This window comes from Paenibacillus sp. FSL M8-0212 (assembly GCF_038004645.1).
In the GTDB taxonomy this organism is placed as follows: domain Bacteria; phylum Bacillota; class Bacilli; order Paenibacillales; family Paenibacillaceae; genus Paenibacillus.
The window spans coordinates 3140846-3165157 of sequence record NZ_JBBORP010000001.1 but is presented as its reverse complement, the minus strand read 5'-3'; the positions used below and the strand labels follow the sequence as shown (position 1 = coordinate 3165157).

Here is a 24312-nt window from a genome sequence, read left to right as displayed (position 1 = left end):
GCTGAATCATGATTGGTTACAGTATAGTTAGAAGTTGCTTGGTAGACAGGGAACATAAATCATTTTTTTAACCTTAGGGCTCGGAGACTTGATTTCAACGTTCTGGTTCTGTTTTGGTTTTGGTTCGGCTTGCTTATTGCGAATGAGCATGTGGTGAATGACAGAACCCTCAATTTTGCTCATGATTAGATAATAATATATTTCTAACGAACTCAGACGGTCTTATTGGCGGGGAAATCGCTGCTTAGGAATTCTAAAGAACCCTAGACACGCTAATTACTCTTTTGGGCGCTATTATCGGATCAGCCTCGGTGGTATATCGTGATATAGCGTGTCTGAGGTTCGTTAGAATTTTCATTCATCTTGATAACGCCCAATAAGGTCTGTCAGATTCGTTAGCGCGCCAAAGCTTATATGGGAAGCCTGATCATTTCGTCCAAACAAATCTAAACAGCTCTCATCCCCATACATTTGCACACATTTGCATCCATTCGAATTAATTTACATTTATCCATCCGTGTTCATCTCTCCTACTTCGATGCAAGCATCTTGGATGCCTGTCCGAATGAGATGCCGGTATAGTAGTGTTTGAGAATCTGGGTGGCCGTGTGTCCCTCCTGCGCCATGCCGTTTGCTCCCCATTGGCTCATGCCAACCCCATGCCCGTACCCGTACGTTGTAATTTGGACCTCATCACCTGTGGTCTTCCAACTGAACTGGCTGGATCTTAATCCAAGCAGTTTGCGAACTTCGGGTCCGCTGAATGTCTCACCTGCGATCTGCATTTCCTTAATCCGATGCCCTTTGGTTGTAGACAATACTTCCATCCACGATCCACCCTTCTGGGCGGTAACCGGAATGGCATCCAAGTTCAACTTCTGCAGAATCTCATTACGCTTCAAGGTAACGGTCTGCTTGAATCCTGGTGCCAGATTTTTGTCCCACGGACTGTCTACACTTTGCAGATACGGCACAGCGTTCCCCCATACATCCTCGGCATTCTCGGTATACCCATTACTTGTGGAAAAAAAGGATGCGGTGATTGCCTTGCCCTGATATGTCATCACCGTATCTCGACTTTCGCGCACAGCCTGTTGCAGCTTCTCCCATTCCTTTGCCTTCCCTAGACGCGTCCAATCCGCTTTCACCTGATCTGGCGGAATAAACACCTGATGGCTGACCGTATCCGTCACATCCGCCGCACCTGATGGAACTCCGCTTGTATCACTAGCAGCAAGTCTTCGCACGATAAATGTGCGAGCTGCTATCGCCTGTGCCTTTAACGCCTCCAGTCTGAATTCCGCCGGCATCTCAGCTGCCACAACCCCGGTAACATAGTCTTCCAATGGCAGATTCATCGTTGTGCCCGTTGCAGACAGGTATACGCGTACTTTAGGTTCAGGGTAGGTACCAGGAACGGCTGGTGCAGGAGCTGGGTTTCTTGTACTGCTTGAATCTGTTGGAACAGGGATCGGCTTTGGTGATTCGTTTGTCCGCGGCCATACCAGAATTACCGGAATCAGCAACGCCATTACCAATAAGGCAGATACAGCGGCAGCGGGTTGCCATCGCGTCGTATTACGTCCCCATCGGGGTTTTCGTCCAAATGTCCGCATTCGACGACGCTTCACACGGCGGAACTGGTCCAGCTCAATAACAGGTATATGAATATGCTCGGTTGTCTTTCGGTTCAGTTCATCTGTCGACACCCGTCCTGGATTGGATAATCTTGCAGGCTGTGATGGAACAGTCCTCAGGTTCAATGGGGCAGGCTTGTCTTTTTCCACTCCAGAAACGGTAGTTCCCTCCGGCTCTTGCATACCTTGACGAGGGACAAGGGGTACCTTTACCTGTACACGAGCTTCTTTCATTCGAATATAACCCTCCGTTATCTATGGCCGGTCATGTGCCGGTCGTGTTGTTCAAATCCATAGTTTAGGTTATGAGCTGGCTTGATCTGATAGAACCTGATTTAAGAGAAACGAGACCCTTTTCGTTCTGTTCAATTTCCTGTTTTCTTTTGCTATGTACATCTTAGAAACGTTGATCTGTCGCTGAATACCGGTGTTTAGCTGGACCCAACACCCTATATAAAGTTCGCTCTTTCATTTGGTTCAGAATCGATACAGAATACGATGTTATGCTATACAAGTTAGGACCAGCTATTAATAGAATCAGGTATCAAATATCTCGTTGTCTTCTTAAAAGTAAACACAAAAAAAGCCAAGCCGGATGGCTTAGCTTTATCACTTTTTTTACAATATACGTTCCATCGTATTCATAATCCACACAACTGTGTGACTCATCATAGGAGGACCATATTTTTTCTATTCAATCCAGTGTTAAGCCAAAGTTGGTTGCACCTTAAACATCGGTACTTCTTTCTCCACTTTTTCACTAGGTGCTTTGGTTGCTTCCAGCTTAGGCTCATCAACCGAGATCCGATAGATGTCAGCGCCAAGTCCGTTAAGCTTCTCAGCGAGATGTACATAGCCACGGTCGATGTGATGAACACCGCCCACTTCCGTTGTACCTTCAGCAACGAGACCTGCAATAATGAGTGCGGCACCCGCACGCAAATCGGTAGCCGTTACTTTGGCACCCTTCAGTTTGGCATTACCTGTGATGATGGACGAACGTCCTTCAACTTTGATCTCCGCATTCATCAATTGGAATTCATCAACATGCATGAATCGGTTTTCAAAAACAGTCTCTGTCACGACACTTGTTCCTTCAGATGCGAGCAAGAGTGCCATCATCTGGGATTGCATATCTGTAGGGAATCCTGGGTATGGTAATGTTTTCACATCCACAGCCTTAAGAGGACGATCTGCGATTACACGCACGCCATTCTCATCCGGTTGGATTGTAACACCCATCTCTTCAAGCTTCGCGATAACGGAGCCTAAATGATCAGAGATTGCACCTTCAATGTACACGTCGCCACCAGAGATTGCAGCAGCAGCCATATACGTACCAGCTTCTACCCGATCCGGAATAACGGTGTGTGTAACACCTGCAAGTTTCTCCACACCTTCAATGCGGATCACTCCAGTACCAGCACCACGTACGATGGCACCCATTCCATTCAGGAAGTTGGCAAGATCCACAATCTCAGGTTCTTTCGCCGCGTTCTCCAGAACAGTTACACCTTCGGCCAATGTTGCAGCCATCATAATATTTTGAGTGGCACCTACGGAAGCCACATCCAGATAAATTTTCGCGCCACGCAACCGTCCTTGGCTACGAGCTTCGATATAACCTTGGCCCAAGCTGATCTCTGCGCCCATGGCTTCAAAACCTTTCAAATGCTGATCAATAGGCCGTGTACCGATGGCACATCCACCAGGAAGTGAGATTCTTGTATGACCCATTCGAGTCAACAAAGGCCCCATGACCAGGAAAGACGCCCGCATTTTACTTACCCATTCATACGGGGCTTCACAGGAAGTAAGTTTCTCCGCATTTACGGTAATCACTTCGTCCCGGTATGTAACTCCCGCTCCCAGCGATTCCAACACCTTGTTAATCGTCATCACATCGTCTAGAGGAGGCGCGTCAATAATAACGCTTTGTCCTTCTTCCCCTAAGAGAGAGGCAGCGATGATCGGAAGAACAGAATTTTTAGCGCCGCTAACTTTGACACTTCCGGTCAACCTTTTGCCACCGCGGACGATAAATTTGCTCATCATGGTTCCCTCCGCGCTTTTATTCCCTTTTCTTCATTCCGGAATACGTAAGCCCCACTATGCTAGAAAGGACTGTTGCTGTGTGTGGAATTTCGACATATTCTGGCATATTGCCACAGATGTCTGTTCAGAAAAGAATTGGTTTTTATAATCCATATCAATGATACCATGTGCCGTGCATCTTGCTATTCAGCATGTAAAAATCAGTGTCTTACAAGCCAGCAGAGCATCAGAACAGACAGAGTGGGATGGTTATTAGCCGGCATGAACCGGATATCCCGTTTATAACTACAAAATAAGTGAACAATTGTGAATTCCCTAACTTCCATCATAACATTGTTGAATTGTACGATACAAGCATTTTTACATAAAACATCTCAAATTCATCCAATTTTACGTCACATTTTTTTCTTAATTTCTTTACCGACAACTCATACTCTAATTGTTAACACAATTAATCGATGTTATTCGACAATGAGCAGCTTGAAGAACCTAACAGATGATTAACCAACCATCTCAACATTAAAACAAATTACGCAACATTTGAGTCCAGGACAAGTAGTCAATGACAAAGCCAGCAACGGCATGCCCCAAAATGATGGCGAGCAACAAATGCAACAGTCTTCCCTGAGCACCTCGTGGTTGCCTGATGATTAAATCCAGTTTGAGATTGGTCAAAGCCCACCAAGACAATGCTATACATAACAGGGAGACGATGATTGAGACCAAGCCATTGGTGCTTAACGCCTGATTCACCTGATTCGTCAGATCAGTATCCATATATTCTTTACCTCCACATTTGTTGCAGCGATCAGCATATCATATGCCCGGCACCCATAACTTGTTAGTATACTGGAATGTCTTGAGCACAACATACTGAGCGTACTGTCAGATTTACTCCTGCCAGGCAGGAATCTCCTGATGCCCAATCACCGAGCAGCAACAATGCGGCTGTGCATGACTATGGAATCTACTACGCAGCTTCCTGCTTCTGCTGACTCTATGGAATATAGGCTCTTTCATCATACATTGTCAATTACATTGATTTCCACTTCTAAAATATTTTAATTTTAAAATGCCGGGATTTTGTGACTAAAACGACATAAAAGAGCGCTATTTCGATATCGATTCTGTCATTTCCTCGGAAATAATTTAAATTAATTCATGAAAAAAATGGTTCTCTTAGTGGTAAATGCGCCCACTACTTTAGTCCTACATTCTATTCAAATCCTCGTAATCGGTGAATATTTTGCTTAAAATACTTCTGTTTACTGAAGGGAACTTATGGATTTGTGGTCAGCCATTTTAATATATTCGATAAAACAATTCTATCAAACAAACTCAAAAAAGCCCGGCAGACTAAGCCGCCGGGCTTCCAAGAATCGTTTATTTGCCGAACACATTAATCCGGTTAACCGCTTTTTGCAGCGCAATCTCTGCACGACGGTGATCAAAGTGGTCCTGATTGCTTTGGCTTGCAAGCCGGCGTTCTGCCCGCTCTTTCGCCGCACGCGCACGATCCACATCAATGTTTTCCGGGAATTCAGCACTCTCTGCTAGTACAACAACCTTATCTTTACGTACTTCAATAAACCCGCCACCGATAGCAACTCGTTTATTTTCTTTTCCGTTATGGATATAGATCGGTGCAATCTGCAAAGGTGTAACCATAGGAATATGACCTGGCAGAATGCCCAGTTCCCCTTCAATACCACGAGCCGTAATGCTATTCACCTGTTCTGAATAGACCAAACGCTCAGGTGTTACGATTTCCAACAAAAAGGTGCTCAATTCCATCCCTCCTGAAATATCCGAAGGATAGCCCGCTTCATAAGGACAATCCTGGATTCAGACTAAACCAGTGTTTTGGCTTTCTCCACTGCCTCTTCAATTGTACCAACAAAGAGGAAAGCTGCTTCCGGAAGATCATCATACTTACCTTCGAGAATCTCTTTAAAGCTGCGCACCGTTTCTTTAACTGGAACGTATTTACCCGGAATACCGTTAAATGCTTCAGCAACGTGGAATGGCTGGGACAAGAAACGTTGGATTTTACGAGCACGGTATACAAGCGCTCTATCTTCTTCACTCAACTCGTCCATACCCAGGATTGCAATGATATCTTGCAATTCATTGTAACGTGCCAAGATACGTTTAACGCCTTGAGCTACGCTGTAGTGTTCTTCACCTACAACTTCAGGGGACAAGATCCGGGAGCTGGATGCCAGCGGATCTACCGCAGGGTAGATACCCATCTCGGAAATTTTACGCTCCAGGTTCGTCGTTGCATCCAAGTGGGCAAACGTCGTTGCAGGAGCCGGGTCAGTGTAGTCATCCGCAGGCACGTAGATGGCCTGAATGGATGTTACAGAACCTTTTTTCGTTGAAGTGATACGTTCTTGCAATTGACCCATTTCTGTTGCCAGCGTAGGTTGGTAACCTACCGCGGAAGGCATACGTCCAAGCAAGGCAGATACTTCTGAACCCGCTTGGGTGAAACGGAAGATATTATCGATAAAGAGCAACACGTCACGGCCTTCTTCATCACGGAAGTATTCCGCCATGGTCAGACCTGTGAGGGCTACACGAAGACGTGCGCCTGGAGGCTCGTTCATTTGTCCGAAGACCATTGCTGTTTTGTTGATAACGCCGGAATCACTCATCTCGTGATACAAGTCATTACCTTCACGTGTACGCTCACCAACACCCGCAAATACGGAGATACCGCCGTGCTCTTGTGCGATGTTGTTGATCAATTCTTGAATGGTTACCGTCTTACCTACACCGGCACCACCGAAGAGACCGATTTTACCACCTTTCGCATAAGGAGCGAGCAAGTCGATAACTTTGATTCCTGTCTCCAGCATCTCTGCTTGGGTAGTCAGTTCATCAAATGCAGGTGCTGAACGGTGAATCGGGTTCTTGTGCTCAGCAGCTACGGCACCGCCAGTGTCAATTGCTTCGCCGAGTACGTTAAATACACGACCCAGTGTTGCTTCTCCGACGGGTACAGAGATCGGTGCTCCTGTATCTAAAGCTTCCATACCACGAACAAGTCCATCCGTGGAGGACATCGCAATACAACGTACTCGGTTGTCACCCAGATGTTTCGAAGCTTCGAGTGTAAGGTTTACACTAACGCCGCTCTCACTTACTGTAGTGATCGTAATGGCATTGAGGATTTCCGGCAGACCGCCGCGATCAAACTCGACGTCAACAACCGGACCCATGATGCTCACAACGCGTCCTTTGTTCATCTTAACGTTCCCCTCCTACAAGCCTGCTACTTTTGCAAAAATAATGTACCGTTCGTTTATCTTTGCTCTGCAAGCCTTCATTAATAAAAAAACGGTTAGCCTTGTGCTGCGTTGGCACCTGCCACAATTTCCGTAATCTCCTGCGTAATCGCCGCTTGACGGGCACGGTTGTATGTCAATGACAAGTCGTTAATGAGTTTCGATGCATTTTTGGTTGCATTACCCATTGCCGTCATTTTCGCACCCAGCTCACTTGCCTTACCGTTCAGAAGTGCACCATAGATCAGCGTCTCCGCGTAACGCGGAAGCAAAACCTCCAGTACAGCCTCAGCAGACGGCTCGTATTCGTAGCTTGCCGTTGGTCCTTCCGCAGCAGTTACCTCAGGTGTTTCCATCGGAAGAAGTTTTTCTACCGTAGGAATCTGGGTCAACGCATTCACAAAGCGGTTATAACAAATGTACAATTCATCAAATTCAGCCAGTTCAAACCCATGAACAGCTTCGTGTGCAATGGATTTGATATCTGCAAATGAAGGCGAATCCGACAGATCCGTTGTTGTGGATGCCATCGCCATTTCACGACGTCTGAAGTAATCGCGTCCTTTACGTCCAATGACGAACAATTCGTAGTCATCCTGGGAGTTGTGGCGCTCTTTGAGCGTCTGATTAACCTGACGCAAAACGTTCGCATTGTATCCACCTGCAAGACCACGGTCCGATGTAATGATCAGGTAAGCTGTCTTTTTGACCGGACGGCTCTCCAGCATCGGATGCTGTATACCTTGCGTGCTTGATGCAATACTCGCTACAACTTCTTTCAGTTTCTCCGAATAAGGACGGGCTGCTTCCGCTTTTTCCTGCGCTTTACGCAGTTTTGCAGCAGCTACCATCTCCATTGCTTTGGTGATCTGCTTGGTGCTTTGTACGCTTTTAATTTGCCGCTTAATTTCGCGCATGCCTTTTGCCATGATTTCACCACCTTAAAGTTTTGACAGAGTCAAAACTACATCGTAAGCACAACCCTACTTTGACGGGGTCAAAGTTACTTCGTAAGCATCACCACTAGTTTTGACAGAGTCAAAACTACATCGTAAGCATCATCTTTTTTGACAGAGTCAAAGTATTACATGCAGACATGCGGAATCGGTTAGACAACTCCGCACCTGCAATCATTTATTTAGACAGAGACAGCAAAGCTCTTTCTGAACTTCTCAATTGCACCTTTCAGTGCATTTTCGTTGTCTGAAGTCAATTCTTTAGTATCACGGATAGATGCAAGAATCTCCGGATGGCTGCTCTCCATGAACGCGAGGAACTCACGCTCGAAACGAGTAACATCACCTGTTGGAATCTCATCCAGGAATCCTTTAACCGCAGTGTACAAGCTGACAACCTGTTGTTCTACAGGCAGAGGCTGGTTAACACCTTGCTTCAGGATTTCCATCATACGCGCACCACGATTCAGGCGGGCCTGAGTCGCTTTATCCAGATCGGAACCGAACTGGGAGAACGCTTGAAGCTCACGATATTGAGCGAGATCGAGACGCAGGGAACCTGCAACCTTTTTCATCGCTTTGATCTGAGCAGAACCACCGACACGAGATACGGAAATACCTACGTTGATCGCCGGGCGTTGTCCAGCATTGAACAAGTCAGCTTCCAAGAAGATTTGTCCGTCCGTGATGGAGATTACGTTCGTTGGAATGTATGCAGATACGTCGGAAGCTTGTGTTTCAATGAACGGAAGTGCGGTTAAAGAACCACCACCAAGTTCATCATTCAGCTTCGCAGCACGCTCCAGCAAACGGGAGTGCAGGTAGAAGACGTCACCCGGATAAGCCTCACGGCCCGGTGGACGACGAAGCAACAAGGAAAGCTCACGGTATGCAGAAGCTTGTTTGGTCAAGTCATCATAGATAACCAGAACGTGCTCGCCTTTGTACATGAAGTACTCACCCATCGAACAACCGGAATACGGTGCGATGTACAAGAGTGGTGATGGATCGGAAGCTGCTGCAGTTACAACGATTGTGTACTCCATTGCGCCTTTACGACGAAGAGTTTCCACAACTTGAGCAACCGTAGACTGTTTCTGGCCAATAGCCACATAGATACACTTCATGCCGCTACCTTTTTGGTTCAGGATCGCATCAATCGCGATGGATGTTTTACCTGTTTGACGGTCACCAATGATCAACTCACGTTGTCCACGACCGATTGGAACCATTGCATCAATGGCTTTGATCCCTGTTTGCATCGGCTCATGAACCGATTTACGATCCATTACACCTGGTGCTTTACCTTCAACTGGACGGAATTCCGTTGTAGCGATTGGCCCTTTGCCATCTACAGGAATACCGAGCGGGTTCACAACGCGTCCAATCAATGCTTCGCCTACAGGCACTTGCATGATTTGACCAGTACGTTTCACTTGGTCACCTTCACGAATATCGTAGTAAGGTCCCAGGATAACGACACCGACATTGCTTTCTTCTACGTTCATGGCGAGTCCCATAACACCGCTTGGGAATTCAACCAACTCGTTGGACATGACGTTCTCAAGTCCATAAACACGAGCGATACCATCACCAACCTCGATTACCGTTCCGACTTCGACTACATCGATATCGGTCTTGTATTGTTCGATTTGGCTCTTAATTAATGTACTGATTTCTTCTGGTTTGATACTCAAGTGTCCTCACCCCAATCTACTGTACTCGTCTGTTAAAAGACTGCTCAAGACGTTCGAGCTTGCCAGCCAAGCTGCCGTCATAGATCGTATCGCCAATGGCGACTTTCAATCCGCCCAGCAGAGTCGGATCAACAATGTTCTCGATACGAATCTTTTTATTCACACGGCCACCGAATTCACGGGCTACCGCTTCTTTTTCTTCATCATTCAACGCATAAGTCGAGTAGACACGTGCATCAGCGATGCCCAGCGACTCACCTTGGATCTTCCGATAATCATTCAGCAAGTCTCCCAGCAATTCAACGCGTCCGCGTTCAATTAACAACAAGACTGTACGAAGGACAGAATCGGATACCTTGCCATCAAGACTTGAGTGAATCACGTTCTGTTTGGCTTCATCAGAAATATTAGGGGATACGATAAATTTCTCGATATCTGCATCTCCGGTCAATGCACTGACTACTGCAACCAGTTCCTGTTCAACCTCAAGCACCTGCTGTTGCTGAAGAGCAACTTCGAACAATGCTTTCGCATAACGCTTGGCAACAATCGTATCGCGGCTCATTGTCGGCCTCCTACCTCATTGAGGTATTGGTTCACAAGCTCTTCTTGTGCAGGACCGTTCTCAACTTCTTTTTTGATCAACTTGGATGCAATCTGAACGGAAGCTGTACCCAGTTCGCTGCGAAGTGCTGCGACTGCTTTGTTCTTCTCGCTCTCGATTTCGCGTACTGCATCGTCTTTCAGACGATTAGCTTCAGCTTTTGCATCAGCCAAAATCGATTCAGCTTGTTTGCCACCCGTTTGTTTGGACTGTTCAATGATGTCGTAAGCATCTTGGCGTGCTTGCTCAAGAGCTTGTTTTTGTTCCTCCACATAGGCAATGGCCTGTTCCCGAGTCTGTGCAGCCTCATTCATCTGCGTCATCACGAGTTCACGACGTTTTTCCATAATGGAGAACAAAGGCCCGAAGGCATAACGGCTAAGCAGCCAGTATAAAATTGCAAATGCAACAATCGCAAGAAGCGTATTTTCCCATATGAAACTCAATCTGTTCACTCCTTCCTGGAGGTATCCTTGAAACGTCATCCGTTAGAACGGACATTACCTAAAAAGAAGGCGCGGATGGCTATGGCCTTCCCCGCCAAACCTTTAAAATTTAATTAAGCCATACCGTAGAACATGAACGCGAGTACCACACCGATGATCGGCAATACCTCGATCAAACCTACACCGATAAACATAGTTGTTTGAAGAGTGGATTTTGCTTCCGGTTGACGGGCAATACCTTCCACCGTTTTGCTGATTACCATACCGTTACCAATACCTGCGCCAAACGCGCCCAGTCCTGCAACAATTGCTGCTGCGATTAATGCCATTGCTCCCATTTGTATATCCTCCTTAAAATGATAAATCGAATTTTTTATTGTTCAGCCTGGTGAAGAAATCTTCGTAGGGCTTGAAACTTAATGCTCGTCGTGCGTCTCGATGCTCTGTGAAATGTACACCATCATCAAGATAACAAACACAAATGCCTGGATCGCGCCGATAAAGATACTGAAGCCTTGCCACACCATTAGTAGCGGAATCGCTGCAATAGCACCAAACACTTTAAATGTGGTCAGTTTCAGGATCGTTGCGATCAGTACCTCACCCGCGAAGATATTCGCGAATAGACGCATACCGTGTGTCAACAGCTTGGATGCCGTCTCAATCAAGTTGATTGGCAAGAACAAGGCGAATGGCTTAAGGTAATGCTGGAGATATCCTTTTGTGTTGCGGAACAATCCCAGTCCATGAGATACAAGGAACGCTACGAGAGCGAGTCCCATCGTTACAGACAAATCGGCTGTTGGTGATTTCCACCAAGCCAGTTCAACGTGTGGGTGTGCTTCAGGATCCTTGGCATGCGCTTCTTCAAACGCCTCCACCGCTGTAACAATCGGCTTACCGAATACCTGTGCCTGACTAACATCTGTTACCTCAGATACAGCTACGAGCGGAAGGCCTAGCATATTCCCTACAAAAATGAACATAATCATGGAAAGAGCGAGAGAGATAAAATGTTTACCTTTCTTCATATCCATTGTGCTGGAAATCAGATTGCGGACGAATTCTACTGCCCACTCCATAAAATTTTGCAGCTTGCCGGGATTTTCAACGGATAATCTCCGTGTTGCCAGTACAGCAAAAATAAAAACAATTGCACCTGTAACTACCAGCATCAACAGAACCGATAGATCCAGTCGAAATCCGCCAAGCATAATAATTGGAGCTTCATGCATATTTTTCTCACCCCTTTCTCGACTTGAAAGCTGCAGCCCTTAACATCATTCTGCTCTGCGGGAATGGACAATCCCTATAATCAGTAAGGAAAATTGTGCAATGACGAGACCGCCTGCAACCGCATATGTATTGAAGTACTGCGGAAAGCGCATCGATATGAATATACCGAGCACAGCGAGTGCCGCTCTTGTCAAAAATCCCAGGTTCACACGCTTCAAGTTACCTTCTGCCGCATCATCAGACATTTTCCTTACTTTGTAGCCCAAGTAAAATGCATTGATCCAGCTAATTCCTGTACCCAGGGCTAGTCCCAAAGCAATTGTCTCCACACGTGGCATAAAGGCCGCTGCGAGAAAACAAATCATAAGAAAGTACATGATGAAAACAGTCATCGATCTGCGGTATCTGGTTAGTTCACTCATCACTTTCCCCCATGAATTTTTTCGCGATAAAGTAGATGCTTACACCGCCTGCCGCAAGAAAAAAGAGAACGCTTACGGCGATCCATATTCCGTTACCTCCGATGGTCTTGTCCAACCAGGAGCCAGCGTAATATCCGGCAACAGCGAGAATGGCAATCTCGATCCCAAAAGCTGTCACGAGTCCCATCGCTTTCCATACATTATCGTCATGGTTACGGGATGAATTTGGTTTGTTCGAATCGGCCATTTTCCACGCCACCCTTGCAATCCCAGTTAATTTTACTGAATGATGAGAGCCTTTGTCAATTGAATGATTTTAGCGTTTTAAAGGGGAAAACGACGGGAATACAGACCCTCAAAGCCCATAAACCCGCGTAAACCGTACAGTTTAACTGTATGCTATGCCCTTTATAAATCCGTCAGAAAAAATGTATTATTTTTTGAATTTTCTGTGAAATGATTCCGGACGCTCGCTATTTACACCAAAATGGTGCAAAATCGCATTGACAATTCTTTCCGAAGCATGTCCATCACCGTATGGATTGGCAGCCTGACTCATGCTTGCATACAGGGTTTTGTCTGTAAGCAGAGCTTTGGTCCGTTCATACACACGTTCCTCTTCGGTACCTACCAATTCCAGCGTTCCAGCTTCAATACCTTCCGGGCGTTCTGTTGTATCGCGCAATACGAGCACAGGTACACCAAACGAAGGCGCTTCTTCCTGCAAACCGCCTGAATCGGTCAAAATCAAGTGAGTGTGCGGGTAAAAGTTATGCAAATCCACCACGTCTAGTGGATCAATTAATTGAATACGGGGATGATTCCCCAAAATCGCGTGAGCCGGCTCCTTCACAGCAGGACTTGGATGCACCGGGTACACGATGGCAATATCTTCGAATTCGTCGGCAATCCGTTTGACGGCCTGGAAAATGTTGCGGTGAGGCTCGCCTTGAGATTCACGGCGATGAGCTGTCATCAGCACAAGGCGTTTGCCTTGGGCCCAATCAAGTACCGGGTGTGTGTAGTCCTCCCGTACTGTATATTGAAACACATCTGTTACCGTGTTGCCTGTGACGTACGTACTAGACTCCGATTTATTTTCTTTGGCAAGATTGGAAGAAGACCAATCCGTAGGCGCAAAGTGTAGATCAGCCAGTACTCCCGTCAGCTGACGGTTCATCTCTTCCGGATATGGAGACAGCTTGTTCCACGTCCGCAGCCCCGCTTCCACATGTCCTACCTGAATCTGTTGCAGGAATGCTGCATAGCTCGCCACAAAGGTAGTTAAAGTATCCCCGTGGACCAGCACAATATCCGGCTTAGCTTCGGCTAACACCGGTTCCAGACCACCAAGCACACGAATTGTGATTTCATTCAATGTCTGACGGTCCTTCATCACATCCAGATCATAATCGGGATGAATGTCGAAAACTTCAAGTACCTGATCCAACATCTGGCGATGCTGCGCAGTTACGCAAACAATAGATTCAATAGACTCAGGGTGTTTTTGCAATTCCAAAATAAGCGGAGCCATCTTGATGGCTTCCGGACGCACCCCGAAGATCGTCATGACTTTAATTTTGTTGGACATTCGAGCAAAGCCCCTTTTCTATAAGTTCCGATTACAAGCATGCGATATGCTTATTTAGTGCCGTATAGACGGTCTCCTGCATCTCCAAGCCCTGGAACGATATAACCATGATCATCCAGACGGTCGTCCAATGCTGCTACATAGATGTCCACATCGGGATGTGCATCTTGCACAGCTTTTACGCCTTCCGGTGCTGCAACCAGGTTCATCATCTTGATTTGGGTACAGCCACGTTTTTTGAGCACGTCAATAGCTGCAATTGCCGAACCACCCGTTGCCAGCATCGGATCAATTACAATCAATTGACGCTCTGTTACGTCTGTAGGCAGTTTGGTGTAGTATTCTACCGGTTGCAGTGTTTCCGGGTCACGGAACAGACCAACATGTCCAACTTTTGCCGCTGGCAACAATTTCACAACACCATCCAGCATTCCGAGTCCTGCACGCAGAATCGGCACCAGTCCGAGCATACGTCCAGAGATGACTTTACCTTGTGTTGCAGCTACAGGTGTCTGTACATCAATCGTTTCCAGTTCAACATCTCTTGTAATCTCATAAGCCATCAACGTTGCTACTTCATCCACCAATTCACGAAAATCTTTCGTATTCGTACGCATGTCGCGTATAAACGTCAGTTTGTGTTGAATCAAAGGGTGATCACATATTACTAATTTTCCCATCTAATTTGTCCCTCCGGTAAGTTCTTCATGTTAAGCATTTCCAAATATACCTAGCCATCATTCATGGGCTCGATAAATCCTGTATATTATATCATCACCAACAACGAATTACACCATCAAAGGGCACCCAATCATTACAGATTACCGAATCCTATAAAAAACAGGACCGGAAAATGATCCATCCGGTCCTGTTTTGCTCTTGCTGTTATGTCGTTGAGTGGGAAAAATATGAATACAAGTGATGCTCCGCAAACAGATTGCACCTACGATCGCTGTTATCCCCTGATTTTTTTGATTCTCCTATAAAAGGAGAAAATCATGGGATAAAGGCGAGCGCTTCGCTTCTCCGGTTGCATTCTGCCAGCTTCGTCTTTTGTATTCCAATTTATAAAAACTCAAAAGAAAGCAGCATGAGCAAAGTTTTTTAGTATTTAAGATCTGTATAGAGCGGGAATTGGTCTGTCAGTGCAGTCACTTCTGCACGAGCTTCATCCAGCTTCGCTGTATCTTTTGGATTTTTCAACGTTTTGGCAATGATCTTACCAATAGCAACCATCGCTTCTTCGTTCATGCCACGGGAAGTTGCAGCAGGTGTACCAATTCGAATACCACTCGTTACAAACGGGCTTGTAGGGTCGAATGGAATTGCATTTTTGTTCACGGTAATACCGATGGAATCAAGCACATGCTCAGCTTCCTTACCTGTGATGTTCACACTGCGTGTATCGATCAGCATCAAGTGGTTATCTGTACCACCAGATACAATGTTCAATCCTTCAGCGATCAGTGTTTCAGCCAGAACCTGTGCGTTTTTCACAACGTTCTGTGCATATGTTTTGAACGAAGGCTGCAAAGCTTCTCCGAATGCTACCGCTTTGGATGCGATCACGTGCATCAGAGGTCCACCTTGGGAACCAGGGAATACGGCTTTATCAATCGCTGCTGCCCACGCTTTACGGCACAGAATCATACCACCACGAGGTCCACGCAGCGTTTTGTGTGTTGTTGTTGTTACGAAATGCGCATGTGGAACCGGGTTTGGATGCAAACCAGCAGCAACCAGTCCTGCGATGTGAGCCATGTCCACCATGAACAAAGCGCCTACATCATTGGCGATGGAAGCCAGCTTTTCAAAATCAATGGTACGCGGATATGCACTTGCACCAGCAACGATCAGACGAGGACGGTGTTTGAAAGCCGCTTTGCGTACTTCATCATAATCAATCAGGAATGTATCTTCCTGTACGCCGTATGCTACGAAGTTGTACAGCAAACCGGATGCGTTCACCGGGCTACCGTGTGTGAGGTGTCCACCATGGGCAAGGTTCATACCGAGTACAGTATCACCAGGTTTCAATGCTGCAAGATAAACTGCCATGTTCGCTTGTGCGCCGGAGTGAGGTTGAACATTCACGTGTTCTGCTCCGAACAATTCTTTTGCACGATCACGCGCGATGTCTTCAACGATGTCCACATGCTCACAACCGCCATAGTAACGTTTGCCTGGATATCCTTCAGCGTACTTGTTGGTCAGAACAGATCCCATTGCTTCAATTACTGCTTCACTTACGATGTTCTCGGATGCAATCAGTTCGATGTTGTTCTGTTGACGTTTCAGTTCAAGATTCATCGCTTCCAGTACTGCCGGGTCATTCTTGCGCAATTGTTCCATGATTAAATTCCTCCCAGTTTATAAGTGAATTTATAAAGTGAAACTAATGTTTACACGAAAACGGCGAGTGCAACACCAATCTGAAGAAACGAAGTAGTCGTCAAAAAGCTTTCTTTAGAAAGCTACTCCGGAAGCATAGGCTATCACCGGATTTCCCCTTTAAATAGGGAATAAAAAATCTGGGGATAACAGCGATCGGAAGATGGTGATGCAATCAAAGTCAGGAGTGTAACCCAATTAGTCTCGCTTTATATGTTAGTCACAAAATGTTGAATCTGGTTGTTCTTCCATACGATACACCGCGCGTTCGCCGCCAATCAACTTCGGACGAGTCAACGCTGTGGTCACACGTGCATCTCCAACATAGCGGAGCGCTGTACGATAGGGTACGGCTACATGCCGGAGATGCATCCCAATCATCGTCTCCCCAATGTCCAGTCCCGCATGGGCCTGCACATGTTCAGCCAGGCATGGATCGGTCAGCGAACGATATGCTGCGGATGCCATTGAACCTCCGGCCTTGGGCACGGGTACTGCACCAACCTCGGTCAATCCAAGACGAGTAAGCACAGAACGCTCCATTACCAGCGCACGGTTCAGATGCTCACAACATTGGAATACCGTGTCAAAACCGAATTCCTCCTGCACCTCGCGTATACCCGCAAGAAGCTGCTGTGCCACTTCAATGGCACCACTCGTACCAATCCGAGCGCCTGCGACTTCACTTGTACTTGTACCGATCACAACGATCTGTCCAGGCCCAAGCTGTCCAGCAAGCGCCAGTTCATGCAGAATAGACGCGGTCTGTTCCTGCAATCCGGGTTGTTCCGAATCTAACTCTATAGTCATCCTATCATCGCCTCCCGATAAAATCATGCCCGCTGTCTCTTGGTTGTCCTTCGTATTCTTGCACGGCATCTCAGGTACTATTATAGCGAATAATCAGATGAAAGACGAAAAAAAGAGCAGTCTGCGGGTAACGCAGAATTGCTCTTTTGCCCAGGCGACCGGCCGTTTGTTCCGGTGCTCCATCGTGGTTATGCCCACTTCGTCGCCAGTTACACCGGATCCCTGTTTTCCCCTTCATCATAAAACAACCCGCGGCTAAAATCAACGGTTAATTTACATCACGTGTCCTATTTCTATAACCTGCCTCGCAGGATCAGAATTATCTCAGCTTATCCAAAAGCCGGTCCAATGCCGTCCGAATCTCAGCTGCAGCTATATTGTAATCATCACGACTTCCCCCAAACGGATCAGAGATGTCGAAACTTGGAATTCGTTGTCTAATCTCAATGGCTCGCTCCCGCTCCGATGCCAGGATCTCTTGCCCAAGGGCACGTTTCATCTCCAGCGTTGCAAACAGGCTGTCCAACTCCTGGACATCACTTAATACCTGTTCATCATCCTCCACATATTCTTTCAATGTATAGGTTTTGTGGACTGAATCGGGAAAAACCTGCATGACATGCTGCTTGTGACTCCGTGTTAATGTTAGAACCAGATCGGCCCAACCTACCAGGTTAGAGCTAAGTTGTGTGGAATGAGGTGGACCTTCAACGTTATGATCTCTCAAAACCGCTTCAGCATGACGAGAGATCGGCATACCCGACGTTGCTGCCACACCTGCGGAACGAACTTCTACCTGAATGCCACGCTCCGATGCCAGTTTTCGCAAAAGCCCCTCTGCCATGGGGCTGCGGCACGTATTTCCTGTACATACGAATAAAATATGTTTCATTGTGTTAGCCTCCCCATTTTACATATGATGCGAATGATATGATATCTCAAGTTTTATTCTAAAATATAAACAAAAGTCCAAACGCAAGCAAGATTGCGCCACCAATAGCTTCGCCGTAATCCCCGAGATTCTGACTCACCCGACGGCCTAATAGCAGACCCATAACCGACATCACCCCGCCACAAAAGCCGAAAGCAAGTACGGTTAAGATCAGATCACTGCTAAACATCCCTAAGGAAACGCCAACGGAGAACGAATCCACACTTACACTGAGGGAGAACAAAACAACGCCGAGCAGGGAACGGTGGTCCACCAGCTTAGTATCGCCTTCACGGAATGCATTCAGAATCATATGAGCACCCAGCAAAACAAGTAATCCACCTGCCGCATATGTTGTAATGTCACCGAGCAGGGAGCTGACGTATTTGCCCATATACATGCCGATGAGCGGCATGATGATATGAAATAGCGCCGTTACAATACTGATTCGCAATACATCCCTCAGCCGAATGCCCTTCATGCCAATTCCGATTCCGAGTGAGAAGGCATCGAGGCCAAGCGCAACAGCCATGATCAAAATGGTTACCAACTGCCCTACATGGGCAGACACATCCCACATCCCCATACCCCCAAGTCACGTAAAGGTTCTTGTACACGATATGCGGACAAGGACCTAAACATGACCGATGAAAGGCAAACGGCGGCGACGGATCTACTCGATATCCGTGGTGCATAAAGCTAGATTGGCGTGAAAGTGGATATGGTGGTTTATTGATTGTTTTGAAAAAGAGTACGTAGCTCTCCTGATATATGATCAGGGGAGGTTAAGAGGGTTGCTGGTTGCCAACTTGTATGAGTTGGTTCCCCGCAGCCTTGAGCAGCCGATTCATGACGGCTGCTCCCAGCCCTTCGCGTGAGCAGGCTTCAGCCACAATATATGTGGCGCCTTGCTCATCGCAGCTGCGCAGCGCGGCGTATAGCCGGCGCGCTGCTTCTTCCAGCTCGCTGGCATCGCCCAGCGAGAACACGGCATCGGCGCGGTACTGCTCCGCGTGCTCGGCGAACGCCAGCACAGCGGTGCGCTCTCCGCGCTGCGCCGCCTCTGTGAGGGCGGCGCTGATCCAGGCCGCCACCGCTGCGGGCGGCCCCTCCACCACGCACAGCGCCCCTGCGGGTGCGTAGTGCGTGTACTTCATGCCCGGCGAGCGCGGCGCCGGGCTACCCACGCCATCGGCCCCCTCCGCGAGTAGCGCGGGGTCGGTGGCGACATGGGCGGCAACGGCGGACAACTGTTCCGCCGTAATGCCGCCCGGGCGCAGGATGGTGACGGTACCGTCGTCACCGACCTGCACCACCGTGGACTCGACGCCCACCCCGGTGGGGCCGCCGTCCACAATGCCGCCGATGCGGCCATCCAGATCCTCGCGTACATGAGACGCGAGTGTCGGGCTTGGCCGCCCGGAGCGGTTGGCGCTTGGCGCAGCCACAGGGCACGCCGCCGCCGCGATCAACTGCAAGGCCACCGGATGGTCCGGCATGCGCACAGCCACCGTGTCCAGACCAGCGGTGACACGCGGGGACACCGCCCCCGGCCTAACCGGCAGCACAAGCGTCAGTGGTCCCGGCCAGAAGGCCGCCATCAGCGCTTCGGCTGTTTCGTTCACTTCCGTGACCAGAGCATCCAACTGGTCACGGTGCGCGATATGCACGATCAGTGGATTGTCAGAAGGTCGACCTTTGGCGACAAATACAGCCTCCACGGCTGCCGTGCTACGCGCATCAGCACCCAAGCCATAGACCGTCTCGGTCGGAAAGGCCACCGTCTGACCTTGACGAATGCAGGCTGCGGCAGCCTGCAAGTCGGCGAGCGCCTGTTGATCGGCGCTCCCCTTTTTCACATCCAACATTTCAATATTACCCAATCCGTGATCGTTCTCAGCGCTCATCAAGACGCGTACATCCCACATCTCGGTGACCAGCTCTCCCGGAGCTTTCATATCACGTTCTTCTCTACCATCCCTCATCTCAGAGGTGTGTTGCACTGGTTCGTTTTCTCTGCTCATATATCATCATTCCTAAACTTCAAGTAGGTTAGTTCATATCCATATTCAATATAAGTAATTATAACATACCTGTACCGCCTCGGATGCCCTTCACACTTCACTCCACGCATAAGTCTCGCTATATCCTCGCCACTAATTCATATCAAAAGGGCAGCTCCCTGAATCGAAGTCGCCCTTATTCATAGTATAAGTACCTTGTTATGCGAATAATCCAGTTATCCAACTCCACAGTTTCACAGCCATATCCCACAGAAAGAATCTTGCTTCCGGTGTATCTCCCTGCACAGATGCCTCTGCATCTCCAGGTTCAGCTGCAGCGGCCGATACCGTTGAAGGTTTCGCCAGGGCATCCCCAGTCCCTGCATCAATGAAGCACAGCGGCGGGAACAACACACACCACCAGTTCTGACCTTTGCCTTCGCCCAGCGTGATCCGGACCGCTTCATAATCGCCAGCAGGATACACAGTGCCACCATATAGCTTGGTCGGGAACGGAACGGAACCCAGCTCCACCTGATACTCATAATTTAAACCGCGACTGGCCAACTCTTCTCCTACTCTATTCTCAATCTCGGACAAATGCTCACGAATAACCTTGCGCGCTTCATCCAGACTTTGCGGATTCTCCAGTTCGGCTACCCACTCACCCATCTGAGCTACGACAGCATCCCGAATCTCGCGTTTCACCAATTGATCTCCCGGTGCATCCGAGTTTGCTAGAATACGCAAGCGAATCGATTGTTCCGGAATTGCTGTGGCCGCCACAGCTGCATCCGTTTTCTGACCTTCCCACATCATGATAATCATCATAAGACATACAATAATAAGTCCAATTTGCTTTACAATTCGTCTGCTCATTCCGTTCTCCCCCTCGGCTCTCTGATCACGTTGCCTGCAACTCTCTCATGTCTATCAGTATGCCCCGGAGAATCGGAAGTAAACCTAGCATTTGCAATAAATCTACTAGAGTTTGTTCAAAAAGCCTCGAAACCTGCGCTGGTTGACCTTGGGCGAATGACCAGTCGATGTTCTAAGGAACCCAGGACGTCTTATTTGGCCTTCAGGTCTTCTTTTGAAATTGTAAGGAACATGAGGCACGTTATTTCCCAAAATCATCTAATCAACACGCTACAAAAGGCTGTTTATGTTGATATAACGTGTCTCAGATTCATTAGCTTTCTCCGGACACTTCAAATCCCCGAATAAGCCGTGTGTGGTTCGTTAGCTCCTAACACCACCTAACTCTTAACTCCTAACAGCTGGCACCTGAAGCTCCACACAATGCTCAACACTCTATTCCCAACTCTTTCAGGTTCGCCTCAGCCTACAGCAGGCTCGAAGACACCTATGCATTGCTTCTCTCATCTCTCATTCACACTTTCTCACCTATCATGTTAAAAAGGCTGATCTGCACCTGGTTACAGGGCAAATCAACCTCTTCATTCCTACGAACGATTACGTTATAAGTCCCACCACTTTACTTTTCACTGCACCGACTCAACAGTTACACAGCACTTTTCTCTTTCTTGAGCATATTCCATAAACGTTCCGACAACCGGGGTTGCTGCTCCCCCATCAGAAGTTCATCCTCCTCTTCCTGTCCATACAACTTAATGCTCATGACCACCCCAATACAAGCCATATTAATGAGCAAAGAAGTGCCGCCGTAACTGATGAACGGCAACGTAATACCTGTGAGCGGCATCAGTCCGAGGAAAGCTCCCACGTTCTCAAATACCTGATACAATAACATTCCGATAATACCTACAATGATGACGGGTCCCGCGCGATCTCTGCAAGTCAGAGCAATCAGCACCATACGTTGAATCAGAATAAAGTACAACAAAATCAGTACGGATGCACCAACAAAGCCAAACTCCTCTGCAATTACAACAAAAATGGAATCAGAATACGTATAGGGGACTCGTCCACTCTGAACGGATGTTCCTTGCAAATAACCCTTGCCCATGATGCCCCCTGAACCGATGGCTAAACCTGCATTTTTCGTATGCCAGGAAGCTTTGGAGGTAGCCTTTTCCGGTACAAGCCAGGGATCAATTCGCTCCGCCCAATGCTCCCTTTTTATCTTTTCAAGAAAGGTGAACACTTCATCATGGTAGAAAGTATAGGCTTTAACAAAGCCAAAAAACGCCACGCCCACAATCGCCAGTGCAATCAATGCGTGCTTCAACCTCATATTCCCGATCCAGAAAACTGCAGCCAGAATCACCACATACCCCAGGGCATTCCCCAAATCATTCTGAGCCATAACAAGGGCAAACGGAATAAACGCCCAGCAGCCAATTGGCACAATATCTCTCCAAAATTTCAGCGTGCCTCGTTGTCTCTTCACAATTAAATGGGCAAGGAACAGAATCAGAATCATCTTGAACAGCTCTGCTGGTTGAAAAGAAAAGTTATCGCCCAGCTTCAGCCAACCGTTGGCGTTATTGATCGAACTGCCCAGAACATTGGCCAGGATCAGCAGTATAATTCCCAAGCCATACAAATAAAACGCATATTTCACGTATAACTTGTAATTCACAAGCCCGATCACAAGCACCGCAATGAACCCGGCCACATAAAAATAAATCGTTTTGACATGATGATTCGCCAGTTTGGCATCTGTCTGCGTTCCGCTGTAAATCGCAAATACACTAATAATCATGAGCAACAGCATTACGAAGAGAATCACACCGTCCATCTTTTTCAACATTCTCACCATGACCCCGTCCATCCCCCTGAATCTAGCATTCTATGATTTCCAATTGAACTCAATATTACCATTGTATATAATTGGATAATAAAATGGAAATCTGGATCGATTCAGGGTAAAAAAGTGAACTATTCAATGGCCTGAATTACACCGTAAAAACAATAAAAACCCCAAAACATCCACCCCAATGTGACTTGGGCTGATCTGTTCCAGGGTTCTATAGTTATCTAGCTTATATACATAAATCTAACGTGTTTCACAGTTTGATTCGAGAACGTTATTGCTCCTGCTGGGATGGCTTGCGTCTTAGCAATTTCATCACCAAATCGGTAATACTTGGTTGTTCCGCAGAGCCAAGAATATCCTCGTTCTCTTCCGTGTGGACCTTAATACTCATCACAAGACCCATGCTGATCATGTTGATCATAATGGAGGTACCACCTGAACTAATAAACGGTAGGGTAATCCCTGTCAATGGCATCAGACCAATGAACGGACCAATATTGACAAAGATCTGGTAGAGCAACATCGCTATAATACCTACAATTAGATATGGCCCCGCGCGATCCTTACACTCCAGTGCAATCAGCACAAGCCTGTGAATAAGGATAAAGTACAGTAGAAGCAATACCGAGGCACCGATAAAGCCAAATTCTTCACCGATCTGTACAAAAATGGAGTCCGCATAAGCCAACGGCACCCGGTTGGACTGAATCGTTGTACCCTCCATATAGCCTTTGCCTGTAATCCCGCCAGAACCAATCGCAAGTTTTGCATTATACGTCTGCCAGAGCACATCTCTTGAGGTCAGCTCTGGTACAAGCCAAGGGTCAAAACGATCCGCCCAGTGCGAACGTCCAATGTCATTCAGGAATTTAACAATCTCATCATGATAATGAATATATGCCTGTGTACCGCCGATAAAGGTAGCCACAGCAATAATAAAGCCAATGAGGGCATGCGTAAATTTAATGTTGCCGATCCACAATAGACCCACAAGAATGACAACATAACTCAACGCATTTCCCAAGTCATTTTGAAGCAATACGAGTAGTAACGGTGGCAGAACACAGAGAGAGATCGGAATAACATCACGTCCGAAATAGAGCGGACGATTCTTCTTTCGGGCCAAAAAGGCCGATAAAAACACAATCAGGCATAGCTTGAACAACTCAGCAGGCTGCAAACTGACCCCGAAGATGGACAGCCAGCCTTTTGCACCGTAATACTCTTTACCAAAGAACATTACGAAAATGAGCAGCAGCATACCCACGCCATAGATATATAAATAATTTTTGATTATGAATTTATAGTTGATCATCGACATCCCAAAAAAGACTACGAATCCCAAAATATAAAAGATCACTGCACTTTTCGGGAGTCCCTCCAGCTTTGGACGACCAAACGTTGTACTGTAAATCGACAAAATACTGATAACCATTAGAATAACCAGTATAAACACAATAGAATAGTCTATCTTTTTAAATTTGTGCAGCATGTAAT

The 24312-nt window shown here is 47.2% G+C and carries 23 protein-coding genes and 1 riboswitch; all 23 genes read right to left on the bottom strand.

Features of this window, described 5'->3' with window-relative positions; genetic code table 11:
• Positions 1-530 precede the first annotated feature (530 nt).
• The 23 genes from spoIID to MKX68_RS13910 all read right to left on the bottom strand — a co-directional run bounded on the left by spoIID (position 531) and on the right by MKX68_RS13910 (position 24307).
• A complete protein-coding gene (spoIID, locus tag MKX68_RS14020) occupies positions 531-1871 on the bottom strand; it encodes a stage II sporulation protein D (protein WP_338588720.1) in 1341 nt (446 codons plus the stop codon).
• Positions 1872-2342: 471 nt separating this feature from the next.
• A complete protein-coding gene (gene murA / locus MKX68_RS14015; RefSeq protein WP_338595061.1) occupies positions 2343-3689 on the bottom strand; it encodes a UDP-N-acetylglucosamine 1-carboxyvinyltransferase in 1347 nt (448 codons plus the stop codon).
• 522 nt (positions 3690-4211) lie between these two features.
• The gene (locus MKX68_RS14010) at positions 4212-4469 is read right to left on the bottom strand and encodes a DUF1146 family protein (RefSeq protein ID WP_017691941.1); all 258 of its coding nucleotides are present in this window, start codon (positions 4467-4469) and stop codon (positions 4212-4214) included.
• Between the two features lie 606 nt (positions 4470-5075).
• Positions 5076-5480, bottom strand: coding sequence for a F0F1 ATP synthase subunit epsilon (locus MKX68_RS14005; RefSeq protein WP_091036299.1), 405 nt, complete (start codon positions 5478-5480; stop codon positions 5076-5078).
• 62 nt (positions 5481-5542) lie between these two features.
• Positions 5543-6946 carry a F0F1 ATP synthase subunit beta gene (gene atpD, locus MKX68_RS14000; RefSeq protein ID WP_047840699.1) on the bottom strand — a complete coding sequence of 468 codons (1404 nt, stop codon included), beginning with the start codon at positions 6944-6946 and terminating at the stop codon, positions 5543-5545.
• A 95-nt stretch (positions 6947-7041) separates the two neighbouring features.
• On the bottom strand, positions 7042-7914 hold the full coding sequence (gene atpG, locus MKX68_RS13995) for an ATP synthase F1 subunit gamma (protein ID WP_076209796.1): 873 nt from the start codon (positions 7912-7914) through the stop codon (positions 7042-7044).
• A 209-nt stretch (positions 7915-8123) separates the two neighbouring features.
• Complete coding sequence (gene atpA, locus MKX68_RS13990) at positions 8124-9638, bottom strand: F0F1 ATP synthase subunit alpha (RefSeq protein ID WP_340912377.1); 1515 nt, start codon at positions 9636-9638, stop codon at positions 8124-8126.
• 16 nt (positions 9639-9654) lie between these two features.
• The gene (locus MKX68_RS13985) at positions 9655-10203 is read right to left on the bottom strand and encodes a F0F1 ATP synthase subunit delta (RefSeq protein WP_036612565.1); all 549 of its coding nucleotides are present in this window, start codon (positions 10201-10203) and stop codon (positions 9655-9657) included.
• Complete coding sequence (atpF, locus tag MKX68_RS13980) at positions 10200-10688, bottom strand: F0F1 ATP synthase subunit B (protein WP_036612568.1); 489 nt, start codon at positions 10686-10688, stop codon at positions 10200-10202. The genes MKX68_RS13985 and atpF overlap by 4 nt, the downstream gene beginning before the upstream one ends.
• A gap of 113 nt (positions 10689-10801) precedes the next feature.
• Entirely contained in the window at positions 10802-11026 is a 225-nt protein-coding gene (gene atpE, locus MKX68_RS13975) for a F0F1 ATP synthase subunit C (protein WP_017691934.1), read from the bottom strand.
• 78 nt (positions 11027-11104) lie between these two features.
• Positions 11105-11923 (bottom strand): F0F1 ATP synthase subunit A, encoded by an 819-nt coding sequence (gene atpB / locus MKX68_RS13970; protein WP_091036293.1) that lies wholly within the window; start codon positions 11921-11923, stop codon positions 11105-11107.
• Between the two features lie 45 nt (positions 11924-11968).
• Positions 11969-12316 carry an ATP synthase subunit I gene (locus MKX68_RS13965; protein WP_254847908.1) on the bottom strand — a complete coding sequence of 116 codons (348 nt, stop codon included), beginning with the start codon at positions 12314-12316 and terminating at the stop codon, positions 11969-11971.
• Positions 12317-12338: 22 nt separating this feature from the next.
• Positions 12339-12593 (bottom strand): AtpZ/AtpI family protein, encoded by a 255-nt coding sequence (locus tag MKX68_RS13960; RefSeq protein WP_024632723.1) that lies wholly within the window; start codon positions 12591-12593, stop codon positions 12339-12341.
• A 186-nt stretch (positions 12594-12779) separates the two neighbouring features.
• Entirely contained in the window at positions 12780-13937 is a 1158-nt protein-coding gene (wecB, locus tag MKX68_RS13955; protein WP_036667768.1) for a non-hydrolyzing UDP-N-acetylglucosamine 2-epimerase, read from the bottom strand.
• 50 nt (positions 13938-13987) lie between these two features.
• Entirely contained in the window at positions 13988-14617 is a 630-nt protein-coding gene (gene upp / locus MKX68_RS13950) for a uracil phosphoribosyltransferase (protein WP_017691929.1), read from the bottom strand.
• 424 nt (positions 14618-15041) lie between these two features.
• Positions 15042-16289 carry a serine hydroxymethyltransferase gene (gene glyA, locus MKX68_RS13945; protein ID WP_017691928.1) on the bottom strand — a complete coding sequence of 416 codons (1248 nt, stop codon included), beginning with the start codon at positions 16287-16289 and terminating at the stop codon, positions 15042-15044.
• Positions 16290-16544: 255 nt separating this feature from the next.
• Positions 16545-17138 (bottom strand): TIGR01440 family protein, encoded by a 594-nt coding sequence (locus MKX68_RS13940; protein ID WP_076254013.1) that lies wholly within the window; start codon positions 17136-17138, stop codon positions 16545-16547.
• 141 nt (positions 17139-17279) lie between these two features.
• Positions 17280-17361, bottom strand: a riboswitch (ZMP/ZTP riboswitch).
• Between the two features lie 96 nt (positions 17362-17457).
• On the bottom strand, positions 17458-18030 hold the full coding sequence (locus tag MKX68_RS13935; protein WP_338588722.1) for a low molecular weight protein arginine phosphatase: 573 nt from the start codon (positions 18028-18030) through the stop codon (positions 17458-17460).
• Between the two features lie 58 nt (positions 18031-18088).
• Positions 18089-18649 carry a manganese efflux pump MntP gene (locus MKX68_RS13930; protein ID WP_338588723.1) on the bottom strand — a complete coding sequence of 187 codons (561 nt, stop codon included), beginning with the start codon at positions 18647-18649 and terminating at the stop codon, positions 18089-18091.
• A 205-nt stretch (positions 18650-18854) separates the two neighbouring features.
• Complete coding sequence (locus MKX68_RS13925) at positions 18855-20027, bottom strand: L-threonylcarbamoyladenylate synthase (RefSeq protein ID WP_445671072.1); 1173 nt, start codon at positions 20025-20027, stop codon at positions 18855-18857.
• 264 nt (positions 20028-20291) lie between these two features.
• A complete protein-coding gene (gene spoIIR / locus MKX68_RS13920) occupies positions 20292-20951 on the bottom strand; it encodes a stage II sporulation protein R (RefSeq protein ID WP_340912361.1) in 660 nt (219 codons plus the stop codon).
• Between the two features lie 646 nt (positions 20952-21597).
• The gene (locus tag MKX68_RS13915; protein WP_340912358.1) at positions 21598-22818 is read right to left on the bottom strand and encodes an FtsW/RodA/SpoVE family cell cycle protein; all 1221 of its coding nucleotides are present in this window, start codon (positions 22816-22818) and stop codon (positions 21598-21600) included.
• 268 nt (positions 22819-23086) lie between these two features.
• Positions 23087-24307 (bottom strand): FtsW/RodA/SpoVE family cell cycle protein, encoded by a 1221-nt coding sequence (locus tag MKX68_RS13910; protein ID WP_091036279.1) that lies wholly within the window; start codon positions 24305-24307, stop codon positions 23087-23089.
• Positions 24308-24312: the final 5 nt, after the last annotated feature.

Coding starts and splice junctions, on each gene's coding strand:
- atpB (WP_091036293.1), bottom strand. CDS start 11,923: ATGCATGAAGCTCCAATTATTATGCTTGGCGGATTTCGACTGGATCTA.
- MKX68_RS13910 (WP_091036279.1), bottom strand. CDS start 24,307: ATGCTGCACAAATTTAAAAAGATAGACTATTCTATTGTGTTTATACTG.
- MKX68_RS13965 (WP_254847908.1), bottom strand. CDS start 12,316: ATGACTGTTTTCATCATGTACTTTCTTATGATTTGTTTTCTCGCAGCG.
- MKX68_RS13985 (WP_036612565.1), bottom strand. CDS start 10,203: ATGAGCCGCGATACGATTGTTGCCAAGCGTTATGCGAAAGCATTGTTC.
- MKX68_RS13935 (WP_338588722.1), bottom strand. CDS start 18,030: ATGAAACATATTTTATTCGTATGTACAGGAAATACGTGCCGCAGCCCC.
- atpD (WP_047840699.1), bottom strand. CDS start 6,946: ATGAACAAAGGACGCGTTGTGAGCATCATGGGTCCGGTTGTTGACGTC.
- MKX68_RS14010 (WP_017691941.1), bottom strand. CDS start 4,469: ATGGATACTGATCTGACGAATCAGGTGAATCAGGCGTTAAGCACCAAT.
- MKX68_RS13930 (WP_338588723.1), bottom strand. CDS start 18,649: ATGTGGGATGTGTCTGCCCATGTAGGGCAGTTGGTAACCATTTTGATC.
- MKX68_RS13960 (WP_024632723.1), bottom strand. CDS start 12,593: ATGGCCGATTCGAACAAACCAAATTCATCCCGTAACCATGACGATAAT.
- atpG (WP_076209796.1), bottom strand. CDS start 7,914: ATGGCAAAAGGCATGCGCGAAATTAAGCGGCAAATTAAAAGCGTACAA.
- MKX68_RS13940 (WP_076254013.1), bottom strand. CDS start 17,138: ATGACTATAGAGTTAGATTCGGAACAACCCGGATTGCAGGAACAGACC.
- MKX68_RS13915 (WP_340912358.1), bottom strand. CDS start 22,818: ATGGTGAGAATGTTGAAAAAGATGGACGGTGTGATTCTCTTCGTAATG.
- atpE (WP_017691934.1), bottom strand. CDS start 11,026: ATGGGAGCAATGGCATTAATCGCAGCAGCAATTGTTGCAGGACTGGGC.
- wecB (WP_036667768.1), bottom strand. CDS start 13,937: ATGTCCAACAAAATTAAAGTCATGACGATCTTCGGGGTGCGTCCGGAA.
- upp (WP_017691929.1), bottom strand. CDS start 14,617: ATGGGAAAATTAGTAATATGTGATCACCCTTTGATTCAACACAAACTG.
- murA (WP_338595061.1), bottom strand. CDS start 3,689: ATGAGCAAATTTATCGTCCGCGGTGGCAAAAGGTTGACCGGAAGTGTC.
- spoIIR (WP_340912361.1), bottom strand. CDS start 20,951: ATGAGCAGACGAATTGTAAAGCAAATTGGACTTATTATTGTATGTCTT.
- MKX68_RS13925 (WP_445671072.1), bottom strand. CDS start 20,027: ATGAAAGCTCCGGGAGAGCTGGTCACCGAGATGTGGGATGTACGCGTC.
- spoIID (WP_338588720.1), bottom strand. CDS start 1,871: ATGAAAGAAGCTCGTGTACAGGTAAAGGTACCCCTTGTCCCTCGTCAA.
- glyA (WP_017691928.1), bottom strand. CDS start 16,289: ATGGAACAATTGCGCAAGAATGACCCGGCAGTACTGGAAGCGATGAAT.